This is a genomic window from Actinomycetota bacterium, from assembly GCA_014360655.1.
In the GTDB taxonomy this organism is placed as follows: domain Bacteria; phylum Actinomycetota; class Geothermincolia; order Geothermincolales; family RBG-13-55-18; genus JACIXC01.
Genome location: JACIXC010000008.1, coordinates 1 through 16,068, shown reverse-complemented (window position 1 = coordinate 16,068; position 16,068 = coordinate 1). Strand labels below are relative to the sequence as shown.

Annotated in this window: 13 protein-coding genes; 4 read left to right on the top strand and 9 right to left on the bottom strand. The window is 65.5% G+C overall.

The genetic code is table 11. The features are described from left to right. The first annotated feature begins 50 nt into the window (after positions 1-50). Complete coding sequence (locus H5T73_06970) at positions 51-194, top strand: hypothetical protein (GenBank protein ID MBC7247503.1); 144 nt, start codon at positions 51-53, stop codon at positions 192-194. 331 nt (positions 195-525) lie between these two features. Here the strand turns inward: H5T73_06970 and H5T73_06965 are convergent, their stop codons facing one another. The 7 genes from H5T73_06965 to iorA all read right to left on the bottom strand — a co-directional run bounded on the left by H5T73_06965 (position 526) and on the right by iorA (position 10,717). Continuing rightward, the gene (locus H5T73_06965; GenBank protein MBC7247502.1) at positions 526-1,173 is read right to left on the bottom strand and encodes a response regulator transcription factor; all 648 of its coding nucleotides are present in this window, start codon (positions 1,171-1,173) and stop codon (positions 526-528) included. Continuing rightward, positions 1,173-2,813 carry a response regulator gene (locus tag H5T73_06960; protein ID MBC7247501.1) on the bottom strand — a complete coding sequence of 547 codons (1,641 nt, stop codon included), beginning with the start codon at positions 2,811-2,813 and terminating at the stop codon, positions 1,173-1,175. The genes H5T73_06965 and H5T73_06960 overlap by 1 nt, the downstream gene beginning before the upstream one ends. Before the next feature lie 867 nt (positions 2,814-3,680). Then, positions 3,681-5,828, bottom strand: coding sequence for a GAF domain-containing protein (locus tag H5T73_06955; GenBank protein ID MBC7247500.1), 2,148 nt, complete (start codon positions 5,826-5,828; stop codon positions 3,681-3,683). A gap of 375 nt (positions 5,829-6,203) precedes the next feature. Next, positions 6,204-7,118, bottom strand: coding sequence for an HAD family phosphatase (locus H5T73_06950; protein MBC7247499.1), 915 nt, complete (start codon positions 7,116-7,118; stop codon positions 6,204-6,206). Positions 7,119-7,279: 161 nt separating this feature from the next. Beyond that, positions 7,280-8,266, bottom strand: a complete 987-nt coding sequence (locus H5T73_06945; protein MBC7247498.1) for a glucosyl-3-phosphoglycerate synthase — start codon at positions 8,264-8,266, stop codon at positions 7,280-7,282. Between the two features lie 83 nt (positions 8,267-8,349). Then, positions 8,350-8,922, bottom strand: a complete 573-nt coding sequence (locus H5T73_06940) for an indolepyruvate oxidoreductase subunit beta (GenBank protein ID MBC7247497.1) — start codon at positions 8,920-8,922, stop codon at positions 8,350-8,352. After that, positions 8,915-10,717: an indolepyruvate ferredoxin oxidoreductase subunit alpha gene (iorA, locus tag H5T73_06935; GenBank protein ID MBC7247496.1), complete on the bottom strand. Its 1,803-nt coding sequence runs from the start codon at positions 10,715-10,717 to the stop codon at positions 8,915-8,917. The genes H5T73_06940 and iorA overlap by 8 nt, the downstream gene beginning before the upstream one ends. Positions 10,718-10,927: 210 nt before the next feature. On the opposite strand from iorA, the gene H5T73_06930 reads away from it, so the two are divergent. Next, positions 10,928-11,563: a sigma-70 family RNA polymerase sigma factor gene (locus H5T73_06930; GenBank protein MBC7247495.1), complete on the top strand. Its 636-nt coding sequence runs from the start codon at positions 10,928-10,930 to the stop codon at positions 11,561-11,563. A gap of 115 nt (positions 11,564-11,678) precedes the next feature. Then, on the top strand, positions 11,679-12,995 hold the full coding sequence (locus H5T73_06925; GenBank protein MBC7247494.1) for a zf-HC2 domain-containing protein: 1,317 nt from the start codon (positions 11,679-11,681) through the stop codon (positions 12,993-12,995). A gap of 279 nt (positions 12,996-13,274) precedes the next feature. Here H5T73_06925 and H5T73_06920 read toward each other — a convergent pair whose 3' ends face one another. Continuing rightward, positions 13,275-14,042, bottom strand: a complete 768-nt coding sequence (locus H5T73_06920) for a glutaconate CoA-transferase (protein ID MBC7247493.1) — start codon at positions 14,040-14,042, stop codon at positions 13,275-13,277. 13 nt (positions 14,043-14,055) lie between these two features. After that, on the bottom strand, positions 14,056-15,114 hold the full coding sequence (locus tag H5T73_06915) for a CoA transferase subunit A (protein MBC7247492.1): 1,059 nt from the start codon (positions 15,112-15,114) through the stop codon (positions 14,056-14,058). 553 nt (positions 15,115-15,667) lie between these two features. Here H5T73_06915 and H5T73_06910 point away from each other — a divergent pair. Further along, positions 15,668-16,068: helix-turn-helix domain containing protein (locus tag H5T73_06910; GenBank protein MBC7247491.1), on the top strand; the 401-nt coding region annotated here is incomplete at its 3' end.

Genomic DNA, 16,068 nt, shown 5'->3' with positions numbered 1-16,068 from the left:
GACGAGCCGGGCGCGATAGGCGCGCGCAGCCACTGTGGTATGATTGCGCCATGAGTATCTGGGAGAAGATCAAGCGGTTCTTCCGCGGCAAGCGTTTCCTGTGCGACACCTGCGCGTACGATTACCCCAGCGCATGTTCCCGACCCGAGAGGCCCAACGCCGAGTCCTGCCCCGATTACCGGAAAAGGTTCTGAGGGAGGCGGGGTCCGCGGGGCTCGAGGGACCGGATGGTGTGCCCTGCAGCGCGTGGGGAGAGCGTTCGCAGGAGGATGCTCCTGTCCCCTCCCCCTCACGCCCCACGTGGCATGAATGATCGAGGCCCGGAAGCGGGGTGTTTAATCCGTACATCTTCCGGTCCATCAAGACCGTTACAGGAAAGCCGCCAGTTTCCCTTGGACGCGACAACGCCCACGGGATAGGAAGGGGTAACCACATTCCTCGACCTGACCATCCCGGGCGTCCAGGCCGCGGCGGGGAAAGCCCCTCGGCGAAAGATCGCGTCGGGGTCGCTCGAACCGGCCGTCTTTAGGTGACCAGGCCGCGGCGGAGGGCGGCGGCGACGGCCTCCGTGCGGTCGCTCACCCCCAGCTTCTCGAATATGTGGGTGATGTGCGTCTTCACCGTCTGGATGCTGATGAAGAGGCGGTCCGCTATCTCCTTGTTGGAAAGCCCGTCGGCCAGGAGTTGCAATATCTCCATCTCACGCTCGCTCAAACCGTAGGTCTCCCGGTTGCTGCGCGCCAGGTAGAGGTATTCCTTGAGCAACTGGGCCTGCGCGTCCGGGTGCAGGGTTGCGCCCCCCCTGTGCACCTCCTTTACCGCTTTGACCAGCTCCTCGAGGCCGGCATTCTTCAGCAGGTACCCGGTGGCGCCCGCCTTTACCGACTCGTAAACGTAACCCTCCTGGTCGAGCATGGTCAGCATGATCACCTTGGTGTCCGGTAGCGCCTTCTTTATCAGCCTGGTGGCGGTGATGCCGTTCATGCCCGGCATGCTGATGTCCATGAGCACCACGTCCGGTTTCAGGGCTTTCGCCCTGGCCACCGCCTCGTCCCCGTTGGCAGCCTCTCCCACCACCTCGATCTCGGGGTTCAAGCGCAGGAGCCCGATCAGACCCTCCCGCACCAGGCGGTGATCGTCCACCACCATGACCCTCAGAACGCGCGTGCCCATCATCCCTCCTTTGTCACCGCGTAGAGGGGGAAGCGCACCTCCACCGACGTGCCCTCCCCGGGCGCGCTCTCCACCGCCATGGTCCCCCCCAGGGATTCCGCCCTTTCGCGCATCCCCACCAGGCCGTAGCTGCGCGCCGTCCTCCGCTGCGCACCCGGCGGCTCGAACCCCACCCCGTCGTCCTCCACGCGCAGGAACAACTCCCCGTCCTCAACCCCTATGGTAACCCTGGCCCTGCGGCAGCGCGAGTGCCTCACCACGTTGTTCAGAGCCTCCTGCGCAATGCGGAAGAGGGCGGTTTCCGCCTCCGTGGTCAACGGGGGGATACCGGTCTCTTCCAGTTCTATGTGAATGTCGAAGGGGGTTTCCTCCTGCAGCCGCATGATGTACTTCTGGAGGGCCGCGGAAAGTCCCAGGTCGTCGAGGATGGAGGGGCGCAGCCCCGAGATGATGCGCCGCATCTCCGCGATGCCGGCGTCGATGATCTCCCGCGACTCCAGGAGCGCCCTGCGCGCTTCCTCCGGGTCGCTCTCCAGGCGCGCGGAGCAGAGCTGCAGGCGGAAAGCGGCGCTTACCAGGTTCTGGATGACGCCGTCGTGAAGCTCCATGGCCACCCTCCTCCTCTCGTCCTCCTGGGCGGTGATGACCCTCTGCAGGAGCTGCCGGTGCACTTCTTCGTCGTAGCGCAGGTCGTCGTAGAGGCGGGCGTTCTCGATGGCGATGGCCGCCTGGTTCCCTATGGCGGCAAGGAGCTCCCGCTCCTGTTCGCCGAAACCCACCTCTTCACGATGACCCAGGAAGATGACGCCGACGGGCTTTTCCCTCGCCTGCAGGGCGAGAAGGTGGAGGGAGCGCAAGCCGGAGAGCACGCCCGCCACCTCGCCTCCAGCGAAATCCTCGCTCGAGATGGCATGCAGGCCGCCGCGCGAGAAGGGATCGCCTCCCGCCAGTTCGGCGATGCGGTCCCGGGTGATGTCGAAGGCTCCCTCCTCCCTGCGGCTCAGCGGAAGGCGCGAGCGGCAGGAGGCGAGGTGAAACCTGCGCCCGGTGGGATCGGGAAGACAGAGGGCACAGATGTCCAGGTCGAAGAGGTTGAGCAGCCTGTCCGCGATGGCCTCCAGGATATCCTCGATCTCCAGCGTGGAGATGAGCTTCTCGGTGATGTCCCGCAGGGTTGAGAGCTGCAGCCTGCGCACGCGGTCCTCGCGCGCCTGCTCCACCAGCTCCCGGTCCCGCTCCCGGAGGGCGCGCGCCACGTGGGTCCTGAGTACCCCGGTGTCGAAGGGCTTGGTGATGTAGTCCACGGCCCCGCCGCCGAGGCCCTTGATGTGATCCATGTCGGTATTGCGCGCGGTGACCACGATGACGGGTATACCGGCCGTCTCCGGCTCCTCCTTGAGGCGGCGCAACACCTCCCAGCCGTCCACCTCCGGCATCATTATGTCGAGGAGCACGCAGTCCGGCCTCTTTCTCGCCACCTCCTCCAACGCCTGCCTTCCTCCGTGGGCCTTGCGTACACGGTAGCCCTCGAATTCGAGGTTTATGGCGATCAGGTTGGCCACGTCGGGCTCGTCGTCCACCACCAGGATGTCCGCGCCTTCTTCCTCTTCCTCGCTCCTCTTTACACCCACATCCTCCATGTCCCTTACGCCTCTCTCCGGGGACGGCGCCCTCGCGCCCCGTTCCATTCCGTAGCGACACCCTTTTATTCAGTCGGCACGGCATTTGCGGTCCTTGACGCTACCCCCACCCGCGTCCTCATGCCCCGTCCCGCCATCCTCGTCAAGCTCTGCAGCCAGATAAAGGACGGATATTAACCCAACTTTCCCGGGGAACTACAGGGTCGGTCGCAGCGAGGACGCCTTACCCAGGGTTTCGGATTTATAAGAAAGGTACGCGGCGCCGAGCGAGACCGTTACCCTGAGGCCTCGGGCCGGAAGAAGAACTGATATGCACCCACCAAGGCCGGGAACGACCGGGTCGGTCGCAGCGAGCCTGCGAGCGAGACCGTTACCCGGCGGCCCGGCCGCCGGAAGAAAGACGGATACGCAATAACCAAGGCCGGGAACGACCGGGTCGGTCGCAGCGAGCCTGCGAGCGAGACCGTTACCCGGCGGCCCGGCCGCCGGAAGAAGGATGTTTACGCACCCTCCAAGGCCGGGACCGGGGGTCGGGCGAGGGACATCGCAAGCGGCCTCCGTGTTTCCACCCGACCAAGGCCGGGAACGACCGGGTCGGTCGCAGCGAGCCTGCGAGCGAGACCGTTACCCGGCGGCCCGGCCGCCGGAAGAAGGATGTTTACGCACCCACCAAGGCCGGGTCCGGGGGTCGGGCGAGCGACATCGCAAGCGGCCTCCGTGTTTCCACCCGACCAAGGCCGGGAACGACCGGGTCGGTCGCAGCGAGCCTGCGAGCGAGACCGTTACCCGGCGGCCCGGCCGCCGGAAGAAGTAAGGCGCGCGGTGCAGGACGAGATCTTTACCCTGAGGCCCCGGGCAGGAAGAAGTTCAGTTCATGCCGGCCTTGCCGATGTGGTCGGCGATGGGGATGACGCGGCCGTCCTCCCACTTCACCTCCACCTTGCCCCTCTCCACCAGACTTATGAAGGCCTGCACTACGCGTGGATCGAACTGCCTCCCCGCGCCGCGCCTCAGCTCCGCCAGCGCCTCCTCCACGGGAAGGGCCTTGCGGTAAGGGCGGTCCGAGGTCATGGACTCGAAGGCGTCGGCCACGGAGATGATGCGGGCTCCCAGGGGTATCTCCTCTCCCCGCAGGCCGTCCGGGTAACCGTTACCGTCGTACCACTCATGGTGGTGGTAGACCAGTGGCATGACGGGCTCGAGGAGCTTCACCGACTGCAGGATGCGGGTGCCTATGAAGGGGTGGTACTCCATCTCCCTCCTCTCCTCCTCGGTGAGGCGTCCCGGCTTCTTCAGGATCCTCTCCTTGATGCCTATCTTGCCCACGTCGTGGAGGATGGAGGCGTTGCGCACCACGTCCACCTCCGAGGAGGAGAGGCCCATCTCCTCGGCGATGGCCACCGCGTACTCGGTGACGCGCTGGGAGTGGCCGTGGGTGTAGGCGTCCCGCGCGTCGATGGCGGAGGCGAGGGCGGTGATCACCTCGATGTAGATCTCCTCCAGGCTGGCGAAGAGGCGTGCGTTCTCGATAGCGATGGCCGCCTGGCTGGCAAGGCTGGTGAAGAGGTTTATCTCATGGGGCGAGAAGCGGTGCGGCTCCTCGGTGTAGAGGTTCAGCACGCCTATGACGCGGTCCTTGAGGCTCAGGGGGACGGACAGGAGGGAGCGCAACCCCTCCGAGCGTGCGTGCTCCTGGTAGGCATGGCGTGGGTCGGAACCTATATCGTAAACGGCGATGGGTTTCCCTTCCAGGATGACCCTCCCGGCGATGCTCTCCCCCACCTTTATGTTCCCCTTCCCCAGGTATTCCTCGGAGAGGCCGTGGGAGGCGGCGATGACCAGCTCCTGTTTCTCCTCGTCCAGGAGCATGATGGAACTGTTCTTGGCCCCCAGCAGGGTGAGGCTCATCTGCACGATCTGCTGCAGCACCGTGTTGAGCTCTATAGCCGAGGTGATGGCCTTGTCTATCTCGAAGATGGCGTGCAGTTCACCGATGCGGTCCTCGAGGTCCGCGTACAGCCGCGAGTTGTGCACGGCCACCGCGGCCTGTACCGCCAGCGCCGAGAGGAGGTTGAGGTCATCCACGCGTAAGCTGTCCTTCAGCTGGTTGCCCGCGAAGACCACCCCGTAGATCTCGTCACGCCACTTCAATGGGGAGTACAGGGCCGACCTTATGCGGTAGGTCTCGAGGAACTGGCGGTACCCCCATTCCAGTTCGGTGTCCTCTATCAACATGGACTCCCTGCTCTCCAGCACCTTGCCGATGAGCCCGTAGTCGTGGGGCAGGCTCAGCTCCGCGTCGCTTCCCCTGACCCCCTCGCTGGCGACCACCGTGAGCCGGTTGCTGTCCCTGTCCAGCCGGAAGACGAGGACCACGTCTGGGTTGATGCTCCTGTACACCGCCTCGCACAGGTTCTCATAGACGCGGTTCTCGTTGAGGGTCGATTCGAACAGGGTGGCGAAACCGGAGAGGGCGGTGAGCTCCACCACCCTCCTCGCCTTCTCCATGCTCTCCCGGTCCGCGAACTCCGACATGTAACCCGTCACGAAGGCGCTGATGAGGAAAAACCCGGCGCGGCCGATGGTCGCCCCCACGGCATCGAGGCCCGTCAGCCGGCCGGAGAGGGCGATGGTGCCGGCCATGATCGCACCGCCCAGGACCCCGAAGGAAATCCCCTCCTTCAACCCGAACCAGAGGGCCACGTTCACCACCGGCAGGGCGTAGAGGAAGTCGAACTCCGTGAAGGGATGGGAGCGGGTGAAGTACACGAGCAGGGAGATGAGCAGCATTTCGAGGGGGAGGAGGCAGAGGCAGGTCAACCTGAATCTCTTCTCGGGGACGTGGAAGATGACCTGGTCGATCACCACGTAGAACACGCCCATCCCGATGATGACCGGTAAGACACTGGCCCGCTCGAAATAGCCGCGGGAGATAATGTACTGCAGTAGCACGTAGAGATATACGAACAAGCGGATGAGCCTGGCGAAGAGGATCAGCTTTTTCTTCAGGTCCAAGGCCACACCCCTAGCTGTCCCGGCTTTGTACCCACGGCCTAATTCATCCTGCGCGAAAGGCTCTTACCGTCATATCCCCCGGCAGAGGGGTATCCCTCAACCTGGAGATTTATATCTGTAAGTTTATCGACTTTTTTCTCCCGCACCTAAAGTTATTCCTTCAGCGGTTGTATGGTAGGGGCGAAAGGGCTTCCGCGCGGGATGAACGGGAAGGCAGCCTGGCTTCGCTCGCCCTGCATGAAGGCGAGATGGGCGGCGGGTGCCGCGGGAAGGCGGGGGCGCTGCTCGAGGGGGTTTCCGGCGCACGCCGAGGGGATTGGATGTTTCTACCGTTCTCAGAGCGAGAAGGCGCCCGCGCTAGGGGGCGGCCTACGATCAGGCTCCCAAGACCGCCAGCTCCAGCGCTTCCGCCCAGCCATCGTTGAGGAAACCCTCCGTGACCACGACGTTCTCAACTTCCGACACCACGGGCAGCAGCTGCGGGTTGGCGAAAAGACCGTTACGCACCAGGAAGAACACTCCCACCACGCCGGCGAAGGCGAGGTCCGCCCCGGAATCCCCCACCGCTATGGCCTCCTCGCGCCCGAAACCCCTGCGGCGCATGTCCTCCGCCACCGCCCGCTCCTTGCTCACACCCACCGGCACCAGGTGATAGGCGTGGACCTCGGGGACCTCGAGGGTGGGGCTGGTGCGGGGGAGTACGCCGTTATCCACCAGCACCAGGCCCGGGAAACGCCGCGCGATGATGTCGTTCACCTCCTCCAGGTCCACCAGGCCGCGGAAGAGGGGGGTGCAATCCCGCGTCTCCGACCAGGGCGTATGGTACTCGATGCGGCCCCGGTACTCGTCGAGAAGGAAGTCCACGGCACCGCTTTCCATGATGGCCGCGAGGAGCCCCGCGCCGCCTTCCCCGAAATCACCGGCGTTCACCACCACCTCCTCGCCCAGGTCATAAACGGTCTCCACGCCCAGCTCCGCTATGTAGTTGCGCAGACCGAGAAGCCGGGCGTCCCCCATCAGTTGCCTGCCGCTCCTCCCCGACACGAGCACCACGTCCACCCCCCGCCGCAACGCCCGGATGAGGACCCGCGCCGGGCGCAGCGTGAACTCCCCCGCGAGGTTCCGGAAAAAGCACCCCCCGGGGCCCATCATGGTCCCATCCAGGTCTGTGTAGACGACCCGGATGTCCCCCAGGGATTCCCTCACCCTCGGCCAGCGCGCGCGGGGCCCGTAGTCTTCCGCCGCCCGCGCGAGCTCGGCGTGGTCCTCCCCCACAGGTCGTTTTCCCATTTCATCCCGCCTCTATCTTCCCGCGAGACTCCCATGCCGGGACCCTTATCGTCCGCCTCCGCCCAGTCCCGACCACGCCCTTCCGCTTCCCTTCGCTCACGCCCGCTTCCCTCCGCCCATGCACGCCCCGTGCAAGCCCTGCCTTCCGGTTCCGCCCACCCTCAATCTCCCCCGAAACGATCCCTGTACTCGCGCAACTCGACGGCGGGGGGTCTTTCTTCCACCGCCAGCATCCTCTTATCCAGGATGTATTCACCGTCACGGTAGTCCACCTGTGCCATCTCCACGCTGTAAGGCTGCCGGAAGGCCATCCTCCCCTCCTCCTGCAGGCGCTTGAACACGGCCTGCATGACCTGGAACGACATCCTTCCCAGGGCGGGAAGGGTCTGGTTGCGGTGCTGCCTCTCCTCCAGGTCCACCTGGGCGATCACATCCATTCCGTAGCGATTGTAGATATCGATGAGCATGCCTATCTCCACGCCGTAACCGGAGAAGAAGGGTATCCTCTCCAGGAGTGACCTCTCGCCGCCGTACTCCCCCGAGAGGGGCTGGATGAGGGCGGTCAACTCGGGGTAGAAGAAGCTGAGCAGGGGGCGGGCCACCAGCTCCGTCACCCTGCCTCCACCGCTGGGGAGCAGGCGGTGCTCGGCTCGGATGGGACGCTGGTAAAAGCCCTTCACGAAGCGGATGTGGGGGCGCGTGAGGAGGGGGCCCACGATGCCGTATATGAAACGGGGGTGGAAATTGCGGATGTCGGAGTCTACCCACACCACGATATCCCCCCGCATGCAGAAGAGGCTCCTCCACAGGGCGTCCCCCTTCCCCAGGGGCTGGAAGGTGCCGGGAAGGATGTCCTTCTGCAGGTAAACCTCCGCGCCCGCCGATTTCGCCACCCGCCTTGTCCCGTCATGGCTGCCCCCGTCGACCACGCAGAGCTGGTCCACCAGCGGGATCCCCTCCATCAATCGCTCCCGTATGGTCTCGAGGATGGGGCCTATGGTGGTGGCCTCGTTCATGCTGGGGAGGCAGACGCTAACCGTCATGCCCGCCTCCTCCTTCTGGCGCGTCAGTCGCTCCAGGTCCTCGAACTCGCAGTTGTGGAAGGTGTTCCCCTCCGACCAGGCGCATTTCTCCAGTTTCCTGCCCACCGGAAACCCCCTTATCGCGGCACGGGCGCTTCCCGCGCACGTGTTTTGCACGCCGGGGCCGATGCCGGCGCCCGAGCCGGGCGTTATACCGCCTTTCCCCTGCCCATGGCAAAGGCTTCCAGGTTGGACTGCAACGCACGCGAGGGGACCAGGCGGCGCAGGGCGCCGTCCCAGGCCTCCTCGGGAAAAGCGAGAAAACGGGAGAGGACCCCGAGGAGGCAGGAGCCGATAGCGCGCGGGCTGCCCGCCCTCGACGCCGCCTCCCGCGCGTCGAGAACCACGCATTCGCCGGCACGTGCCCGTATTAGCTCCAGGGCATCCTCCGGGTAGCGGGCGTCTCCCCGCAGGACCGTGAGGGGGTCCAGCCGGTAGTCGTTGACCACCGCCGTTCCCCCCGCGCGCAGGTATTCAAGGTATCGCAATCCCTCGAGGAGCTCGAAGGCCAGGAGGAAATCAGCCCTCCCCCGCGGGATGAGCGGGGAGTGCACCTCTTCTCCCCAGCGCACCATGCATACCACGCTTCCTCCCCGCTGCGCCATGCCGTGCACCTCCGAGGTCTTCACGTCCCAGCCTGCCTGCATGGCTACCTCCGCCAGGATGCGGGCGGAGAGCACGTTCCCCTGGCCCCCCACGCCCGCCAGGACAACGTCAGCCATGGTCCCACACCTCCCGCAGGGCTTCCGCGCCGCAGAGCTGGGCGCAAAGGGAACATCCGGCGCACAGGCTCTCGTCCACCCATGCCTTGTCTCCCCGCATTACCAGGGCCGGGCACCCCAGGCGCATGCATCTCTTGCACCCCGTGCATTCCTCCTCCTCCACGCGGAAAGCGGGGCGCTCCGCTCGTTCGCGCAGCGTGCACGCCCTCCTGGAGATGATCACCGAGGTGCGGTCGGCGTCCACCTCCTCCCGCACCGCCTCCTCCGTCGCCGCCAGGTCCCAGGGGTCGACGACACGCACCGACTCCACCCCCACCGCGCGGCAGAGCTCCTCCAGGTCCAGGGCATGGGTCTCCTCTCCCATGAGGGTCTTACCCGTCCCCGGATGGTCCTGGAAACCGGTCATGGCCGTGGTGCGGTTGTCCAGGATGATGATCGTCGAGGTGGTGCGGTTGTAGACCATGTCGATGAGGCCCGCTATGCCGCCGTGGATGAAGGTGGAATCCCCCAGCACGCCCACCACCCTGCCGCGCCTCTCCGCGTTGGCCGCGCTGCTCGCGAAGGCCTTCTCCAGCCCCAGGGCCATGCCCACGCCCGCCCCCATGCAGACCTGGCAGTCAATCCCGGAGAGAGGCGGCAGCACGCTCAGGGTGTAGCAACCGATGTCGCTGGAAACCACCAGCTTCAGCCGTGCGAGCACGTGGAAGAGGCCGCGGTGGGGACATCCCGGGCACATCACGGGGGGCCGCACGGGCAGGTCGGCCGCGGACGGAAGGGGCGTGCCCTCCTCCGGACGGTCCCATCCCCCGTTCTTGATCCCGCTGTCCGCCTCGATGAGTTCTCCAAGGCTCTCCCCCACCAGGTCCGGGTCGAGCTCGCCGTCCCTGGGGACCCTGGCCTTCCCCACCACGTCCAGCCCCATGGCCTTGAGCCCCTCCTCGAGAAAGGGCTCCAGCTCCTCCACCACGTAGAGGCGGTGGAAGTGGGAGGCGAAATCGCGCAGCGTCCTCTCCGGAAAGGGGTAGGGGAAGCCCAGCTTGATGACGGAGGCCTCGGGGAAGGCCTCCCGCGCGTAGTGGTAACACACCCCGGAGGTCACGAGGCCCACCTTGGGCGACCTCATCTCTACCCGGTTGAAGGGGGATTCGTCCGCCGCGCGTGCCAGCTCCTCCAGGCGCCCGAGCAGCACCGGATGGCGCAGGCGCGCGTGCCCGGGGATCATCACCCGCTTGACTGCGTCCTTCTCGTAGGGGAGGTCCACCTCCAGCCGCTCGCGGCGGTAGCGCACCACGCCGCGGGAATGGCTCACCCTCGTCTCCAGGCGCAGCATGACGGGGGTATCGTATCTCTCGGAGAGCTCCAGGGCCGCCCTAACCATATCGTATGCCTCCTGGCTGTCGGAGGGCTCGAGGATGGGGACGCCCGCCATGCGGGCGTAGTAACGGCTGTCCTGCTCGTTCTGGGAGGAATGCATGCCGGGGTCGTCCGCCACCGCCAGCACCAGGCCCGCGTTGACCCCGATGTAGGGAAGGGTCATCCAGGGGTCGGCGGCCACGTTCAGCCCCACGTGCTTCATGGCCACCAGGGTGCGCGCACCGCCCAGGCAGGACCCGATCCCCACCTCGAGGGCCACCTTCTCGTTGGGCGCCCACTCGCAGTAAACACCAGGGTTCCTGGAAAGTTCTTCCAGGATTTCGGTGGAGGGGGTACCGGGATAAGCCGCCGCCACACGCACCCCCGCGTGGAAAGCGCCCAGGGCCACCGCCTCGTTCCCCGAAAGGAGGGCCTTTTCCATCCCCTTCCCCTCTTTCCTCTCTCCGCCGCCTTGTTCGAGGGCATTTTTCGAGGGCATTTTTCGAGGGCATTATAACACAGCATTTCGGCCGCGCCGGCCGCTCGCGGGCCGGTGGCGGGCCGGGGGAGAGGGAGGCGCTCCGGTCCCGTGCCAAAACCCTGTGCTAAAATTACCTAAACCTTGCCCGGCCCGTTAAGCGAGGACATGACCATGCGCGATGACGAAGGCGGTGAAAGACATGGGCTCCCGGACGAGGAGCTGGTGCGGGCGTTTCTCGAGGGCGACCGGGAGGCCTTCGAGGAGCTGGTGAGGCGCTACCACCCCGTGGTCCTGAACATGGCCTGCCGCCTGCTGGGAAACCGCGACGATGCCGCCGACGTCTGCCAGGAGGTATTCATACTGCTGCTGCGCAAGCTGGGTTCCTTCCGCGGAGAGGCCAAGTTCTCCACCTGGCTCTACCGCGTATCGCTCAACGCCTGCCACGACCACGCGCGCCGCGCCCGCCGCCACGTCTCCCTCTCCGAATCCCCCGGCGAGGACATGCCGGAGATGGAGCAGCTCCTTCCCGACGAGGGGCTCGAAGGCCCCGAGGAGAGCATGGAGAGGGAGGAGGTGCGCAGGAAGGTGCAGGAGGCGATCAGGAGGCTGCCGCCCAAGTTCAAGGAAGTGATCTACCTGCACGACATCAGCGGCTGCAATTACAAGGAGGTGGCCGAGATCCTGGACATAAACCTCGGCACGGTCAAGTCCCGCCTTAACCGGGCCCGGGCGCGCCTGGCGGGGGAACTGGAGGGGTACCGTGAGGAGATGTGCCGCGAGGAGATCGGCGGCGAGGAGACGGATTGAGAAGACGGTTTGAGGGGGAACAGATGGAAAGGCGCCTTCATCTAATGCAGTGCCTGGTGAAGAAGAACGGGAAGGCCACGTGATGCGGGCATGAGATCGACCACGGGATGCGGGCATGAGGTGTAAGAAAGCGAAAAGGCTCATCGGTCCCTACCTGGACGGGGAACTGGACGGCGGGACGGCAGGGGAACTGGGAAACCACCTGGGTTCCTGCCTCCGCTGCGCGCACAGCCTGGACCGCATGAAGTTTCTGCTGGGCGCCCTGGCGGACCTTCCCGCCGTGGTGCCCACGGACCTGGAAACGCGACGGCTTCTCAACCGCCTCCGGCAGGAGATGGCCTCTCCTCCCACAACCTCCCGCATCCACGTCTCCTCCCGCAAACTCGTTCCCGCGGGCATCGCCGCCGTCGCCATCCTGGCCCTGCTCGCCACGGGGATCGCCTGGCCTCTCCTCCGCCATCGCGAACCCGCCGTGACGGTCCAGGAAGCCCCCCGGGGTGAGGAGGCGCCCCCGGGCGTCCGGTCACGGGACACGGGGGCGGGTGAAGACATGGCCGTTATGGAAAATATTCCCATGGCAGAGGGCGCCGTTACGGTGCGGCCTACCCTGTCCGTGTCCGGCAGGGATTACACCGACGCAGAGCTGGCTGCTTACCGTGAAGACCTCGGGTCACGCCTCGCCTTCTACTCCGCCTACTGGTACCCGCTCGCGGCCGGCGCGCAGCAAGCCTCCCTCTCCGTCCTGCAGGAACGACTCGTGAACGACCTGGCAGCGCAGGCAACCGCGGCGGGTCAGGACGCGGAGGAGCTGAAGAGGTGCGTCTCATCGGCCATGGGGCGGGAGGAGGCGCCCCTGCTCCCCTGCCACGCGGAGCTGGCCCGGGTGAACGGGAGGGAATGCTGGCTCATCTCGCTCAGCGGCCCCGAGGATTACCTCCTCTTCCCCGACCCCGAGGTCCCCCCCTCCATGCACATGGCGGCCACGGCAGGAGAAGAGAGCCTGAAGGTGAGCGAGGCCCTCATCCGCGACCTGGCCGATCGTCTTCTTCCCGGCGTCAACCTGGGCCCGACGTCCGACATCGTGGGTACCACGTTCGACACCGGCATGGGAGGGGGGGTTGCGGACGGCAATACCTCCGAGAGCGATGCAGGCGCGGCGGGGGAGCGGGTTCCCGCCGGACTCGCGGCGGGGCCGGGAAGGGCGGAAGCGGTGTTCCATGCCTTCCTGGATGAGCTGGCCGCCGGGGGGACCAGCCTCGACGTGGTCGCCTCCCTGCAGCGCCTGAACTACGAGCAGCTCATGCTGCTCGTGCATGGGGACTGGGCCTCCCTGGCCAGGGAGGGAGTCAACCTGAGCGATTTCCTCGTCCCACCCAAGAGGCTGTGGGCGGTAGAGCGCACCACCGGCGGGATCGTCTGGGAAGCTCCTTGAGGTCCGTGGCGACCTTGATGCGCCCTCGGATATACGGCTGAAGCAACCTGCAGAAATTCTCATCGCCTGCATACCGCGCCTGCGAAACGGCCTGAAAGCCCGGTGCCCGGGGACGACATCGGGTGCACGGCTGGTAGCCAAGTGCCTTCCCCGTTCACCTCTATCCTCCTTTGCCCGGCGGACCTGCGCCGGGAAGACGCCGGGCATGAAAGGGCCCGGGAGAGCGGTCCCTCTCCCGGGCCTTAAACATGGCCCGCTCGCTTCCCGTCACACCCGGGCTCAGAAGCAGAAGAGCTGGCAGGGGTCGACTTCCTCGCGCAGGAGGCGCAGCTCCTCCTCCGTGGGCTTGGGGGTCTCCTCCACGTCGTCGGGGATGATGAGCTCGAACCCGGTGAACTGCTGGATGACTTCAGGCGTCACCCCGGGATGGAAGGAGATGAGCTTCATACGGCAGGTCTCCTCGTCGAAGCCCATGACCCCCAGGTGGGAGATGACCCTCCAGGGGCCTCCGCCCACCAGGCCGGCGCGCTCCCGCGCCCCCGGGCCGTCGAGGAAACCCGGCGTGGTGATGTAGTCGACGCGCTCCGGGAAGCGCTCCGGCAGGTGCAGGCCCATGAAGATGACCCTGCCGCAAAGGGAGGCGATGTCATTGGCGCCCCCCGACCCCGTGAGGCGCACCCTGGGATGCTCGTAATCGCCGATGACGGTGGCGTTGATGTTCCCGTACATGTCGATCTGGGCCCCGCCCAGGAAGCCGACGTCCGCATAGCCGGCGCGGCTGTGCCCGAAGACCGAGGACATGGAGAGGATGGTGGGGGCCTTGTAATGTGTCCAGGAACAGGAGACGGACCAGGGGAGGACCCGCGGCTCCGGGTCCACCGCCCCGCACTCGTAGATGGCCATCATGTTCGGCGCGTGCAGTTTCTTGGCCAGCAGGGCCCCCACCAGGGGCAGGCCGGTGCCCACGAACACGCTTTCCCCGTCCTTTATCAACCTGGCCGCCACGCAGGCCAGCAGTTCCCGTGGAGTATATTGGATATCGCTCATCTCGCAACCCTCCTCAGATGGCCCTCTTGGCCACTTCCTCGTATTTCCATTCACGCTCCCCGCCGACTCCCCAGTAACCCAGCCCGAAGTAGCTGGCGTCGCAGGAGAGCTGCTCCAGGCGCTTCATGTACTCGAGCACGTTCATCCCCTCTTCCTCGGCCACCAGCTGGATCATCTCGAAGTGGTCCTTGGTTCCCAGGATGTACTTCTCGTACCATTCCCTGGTCGACTCCACGGTCTTCCACTCCACCCGGATCACCCGCTCCTGCAGGCGGCGGTCGAAGAAGTACATGCCGGGTATGTCCCCGGGGTAGGCGCCGAAGGGCACCTCGCACACCGCGTCCACGCAGTAATGGGGGATGATCACCTGGTAGGGATTGGAGCGGATGTCCTCGGTGCTCACTATGCGCTCGCAGGTGACGATGACCTTGCGCGCCGCGATGGCGATGGCCGTGTCGTTGACCGCCGGCCCCCAGATGCGGCTGTTGCCGTACTTGTCGGCGTGGTGGACGTGGAAGATGGCCACGTCGGGGTACATGGCGGGCACCAGGCATACCGGCTCGCCCGTCCAGGGGTCTTTGGCCTCCTTGATATAGGGGTTGGTGCGCATGATGTCCGTGCCCAGCATGGACTTGCAGGCCACGTAGTTCACGCCCTGTTCGGCGGCGCGCAGGGCGAGCGCCAGCCCGCCGTGGCTCCACTCGGAGTAGACCTTCAAGGTTCCTTCCTGCACCCCCCTCCGGAAGGGCATCAGCAGCCCGCGCATCTCCGCCCCCACGTAGGCCACGTGGGCGCCCTCCAGCCCCCCGAACTCGTGCCAGGCGGCGTTCATCCCCCCGGGGGTGAATATCCCCACCAGGTCCTTCTTGCGCTGGCGGCCGATCTCCCAGTAGGCGGCCATGGGACCGCGCACGTAGGAAAAGCCCGTCTCGATGAGGGAGTCCCCGTCCTCCACCAGGGTGGCGACGGCCTCCTTCAGGTCCATGCGCTTATCCTTTTCGGCGCGGGATTTCTTCATCTTCCATTCCCGTGCCAGCTTGTGGTCGAACAGTCTTTCGTTGGCGTGACTCATCCTCTTACCTCCCGCTTTCGTTCTCAGGATGGAAGGGATAGGAGGTTCCGGTCATGCGGGGATTCATACGGCTCCGCGGAACGCGGAACCGCGGGGACCTGCTCCTTGCCCTGCTCCATCACTTTCCTCGATTTGACTGCGTCTCTGCTGCGTACGATATTTCACTCCACATACTATTACCATTTATCGAGGGAATGTGCAATGTGATCCCCGGGTGGCGTTTCTCTCCCATTGTGGAGATCTTTCCTCAAACCCACCTTATTCTTTACACGATCGCGTCGCACGATCGCGTCGCTCATCCTCTCACGCCGCTCCCGGGACCATACATGGGAAGGTAAGCCCCGCGCGCCGTTCCCACCCACGTGTCGGGGAAACTCCCACCTCGGCCCCGCATGGCCGCAGGAGGAACGCCGTCGTCGTCGCCGCCTGCGGCGTCCCACGCCCAAAAGCGGGGGCACTGAGCGCGGTCATGGGCTTGCCCGGGTTCATAAACATGGTGGACACCCCCTATACTTGCTTTGTGATAAACGAAGCAGAGCAAGGAGGTGTCCAAATGAAGGGTTCAGTTGGAACCACTACTAGTATCTACCACACCAGGCTTCCCCATCAATGGGAGTTGGAGAGAATGATGGGCGAGGTCCTCTCCAGGGAGGCCAGAAGGAGGCTGCGCTGGATAGAGCACTTTCGCAGCTGCGGAAATGCCAGGATGACCTGCCGCCACTTCGCCATCTCCCCCACCACCTTCTACAAGTGGCTGAAGAGGTACCTGAAACGGGGCCTCAGGGGACTGGAGGACCTCCCCCGCACCCCGAAAAGGAAAAGGGTCTCGGAGATCCCCTGGCAGACGATCCAGCTCATCTGCGACTTAAGGAGAGAGCACCCCGCCTGGTCCAAGCACAAGATAGCGGTGATCCTCAAGAGGGACTACGGCATCCGCCTTTCTTCCTCCAGCGT

Coding starts and splice junctions, on each gene's coding strand:
- H5T73_06970 (MBC7247503.1), top strand. CDS start 51: ATGAGTATCTGGGAGAAGATCAAGCGGTTCTTCCGCGGCAAGCGTTTC.
- H5T73_06965 (MBC7247502.1), bottom strand. CDS start 1,173: ATGGGCACGCGCGTTCTGAGGGTCATGGTGGTGGACGATCACCGCCTG.
- H5T73_06960 (MBC7247501.1), bottom strand. CDS start 2,813: ATGGAGGATGTGGGTGTAAAGAGGAGCGAGGAAGAGGAAGAAGGCGCG.
- H5T73_06950 (MBC7247499.1), bottom strand. CDS start 7,118: ATGGGAAAACGACCTGTGGGGGAGGACCACGCCGAGCTCGCGCGGGCG.
- H5T73_06940 (MBC7247497.1), bottom strand. CDS start 8,922: ATGGCTGACGTTGTCCTGGCGGGCGTGGGGGGCCAGGGGAACGTGCTC.
- iorA (MBC7247496.1), bottom strand. CDS start 10,717: ATGGAAAAGGCCCTCCTTTCGGGGAACGAGGCGGTGGCCCTGGGCGCT.
- H5T73_06930 (MBC7247495.1), top strand. CDS start 10,928: ATGCGCGATGACGAAGGCGGTGAAAGACATGGGCTCCCGGACGAGGAG.
- H5T73_06925 (MBC7247494.1), top strand. CDS start 11,679: ATGAGGTGTAAGAAAGCGAAAAGGCTCATCGGTCCCTACCTGGACGGG.
- H5T73_06920 (MBC7247493.1), bottom strand. CDS start 14,042: ATGAGCGATATCCAATATACTCCACGGGAACTGCTGGCCTGCGTGGCG.
- H5T73_06915 (MBC7247492.1), bottom strand. CDS start 15,114: ATGAGTCACGCCAACGAAAGACTGTTCGACCACAAGCTGGCACGGGAA.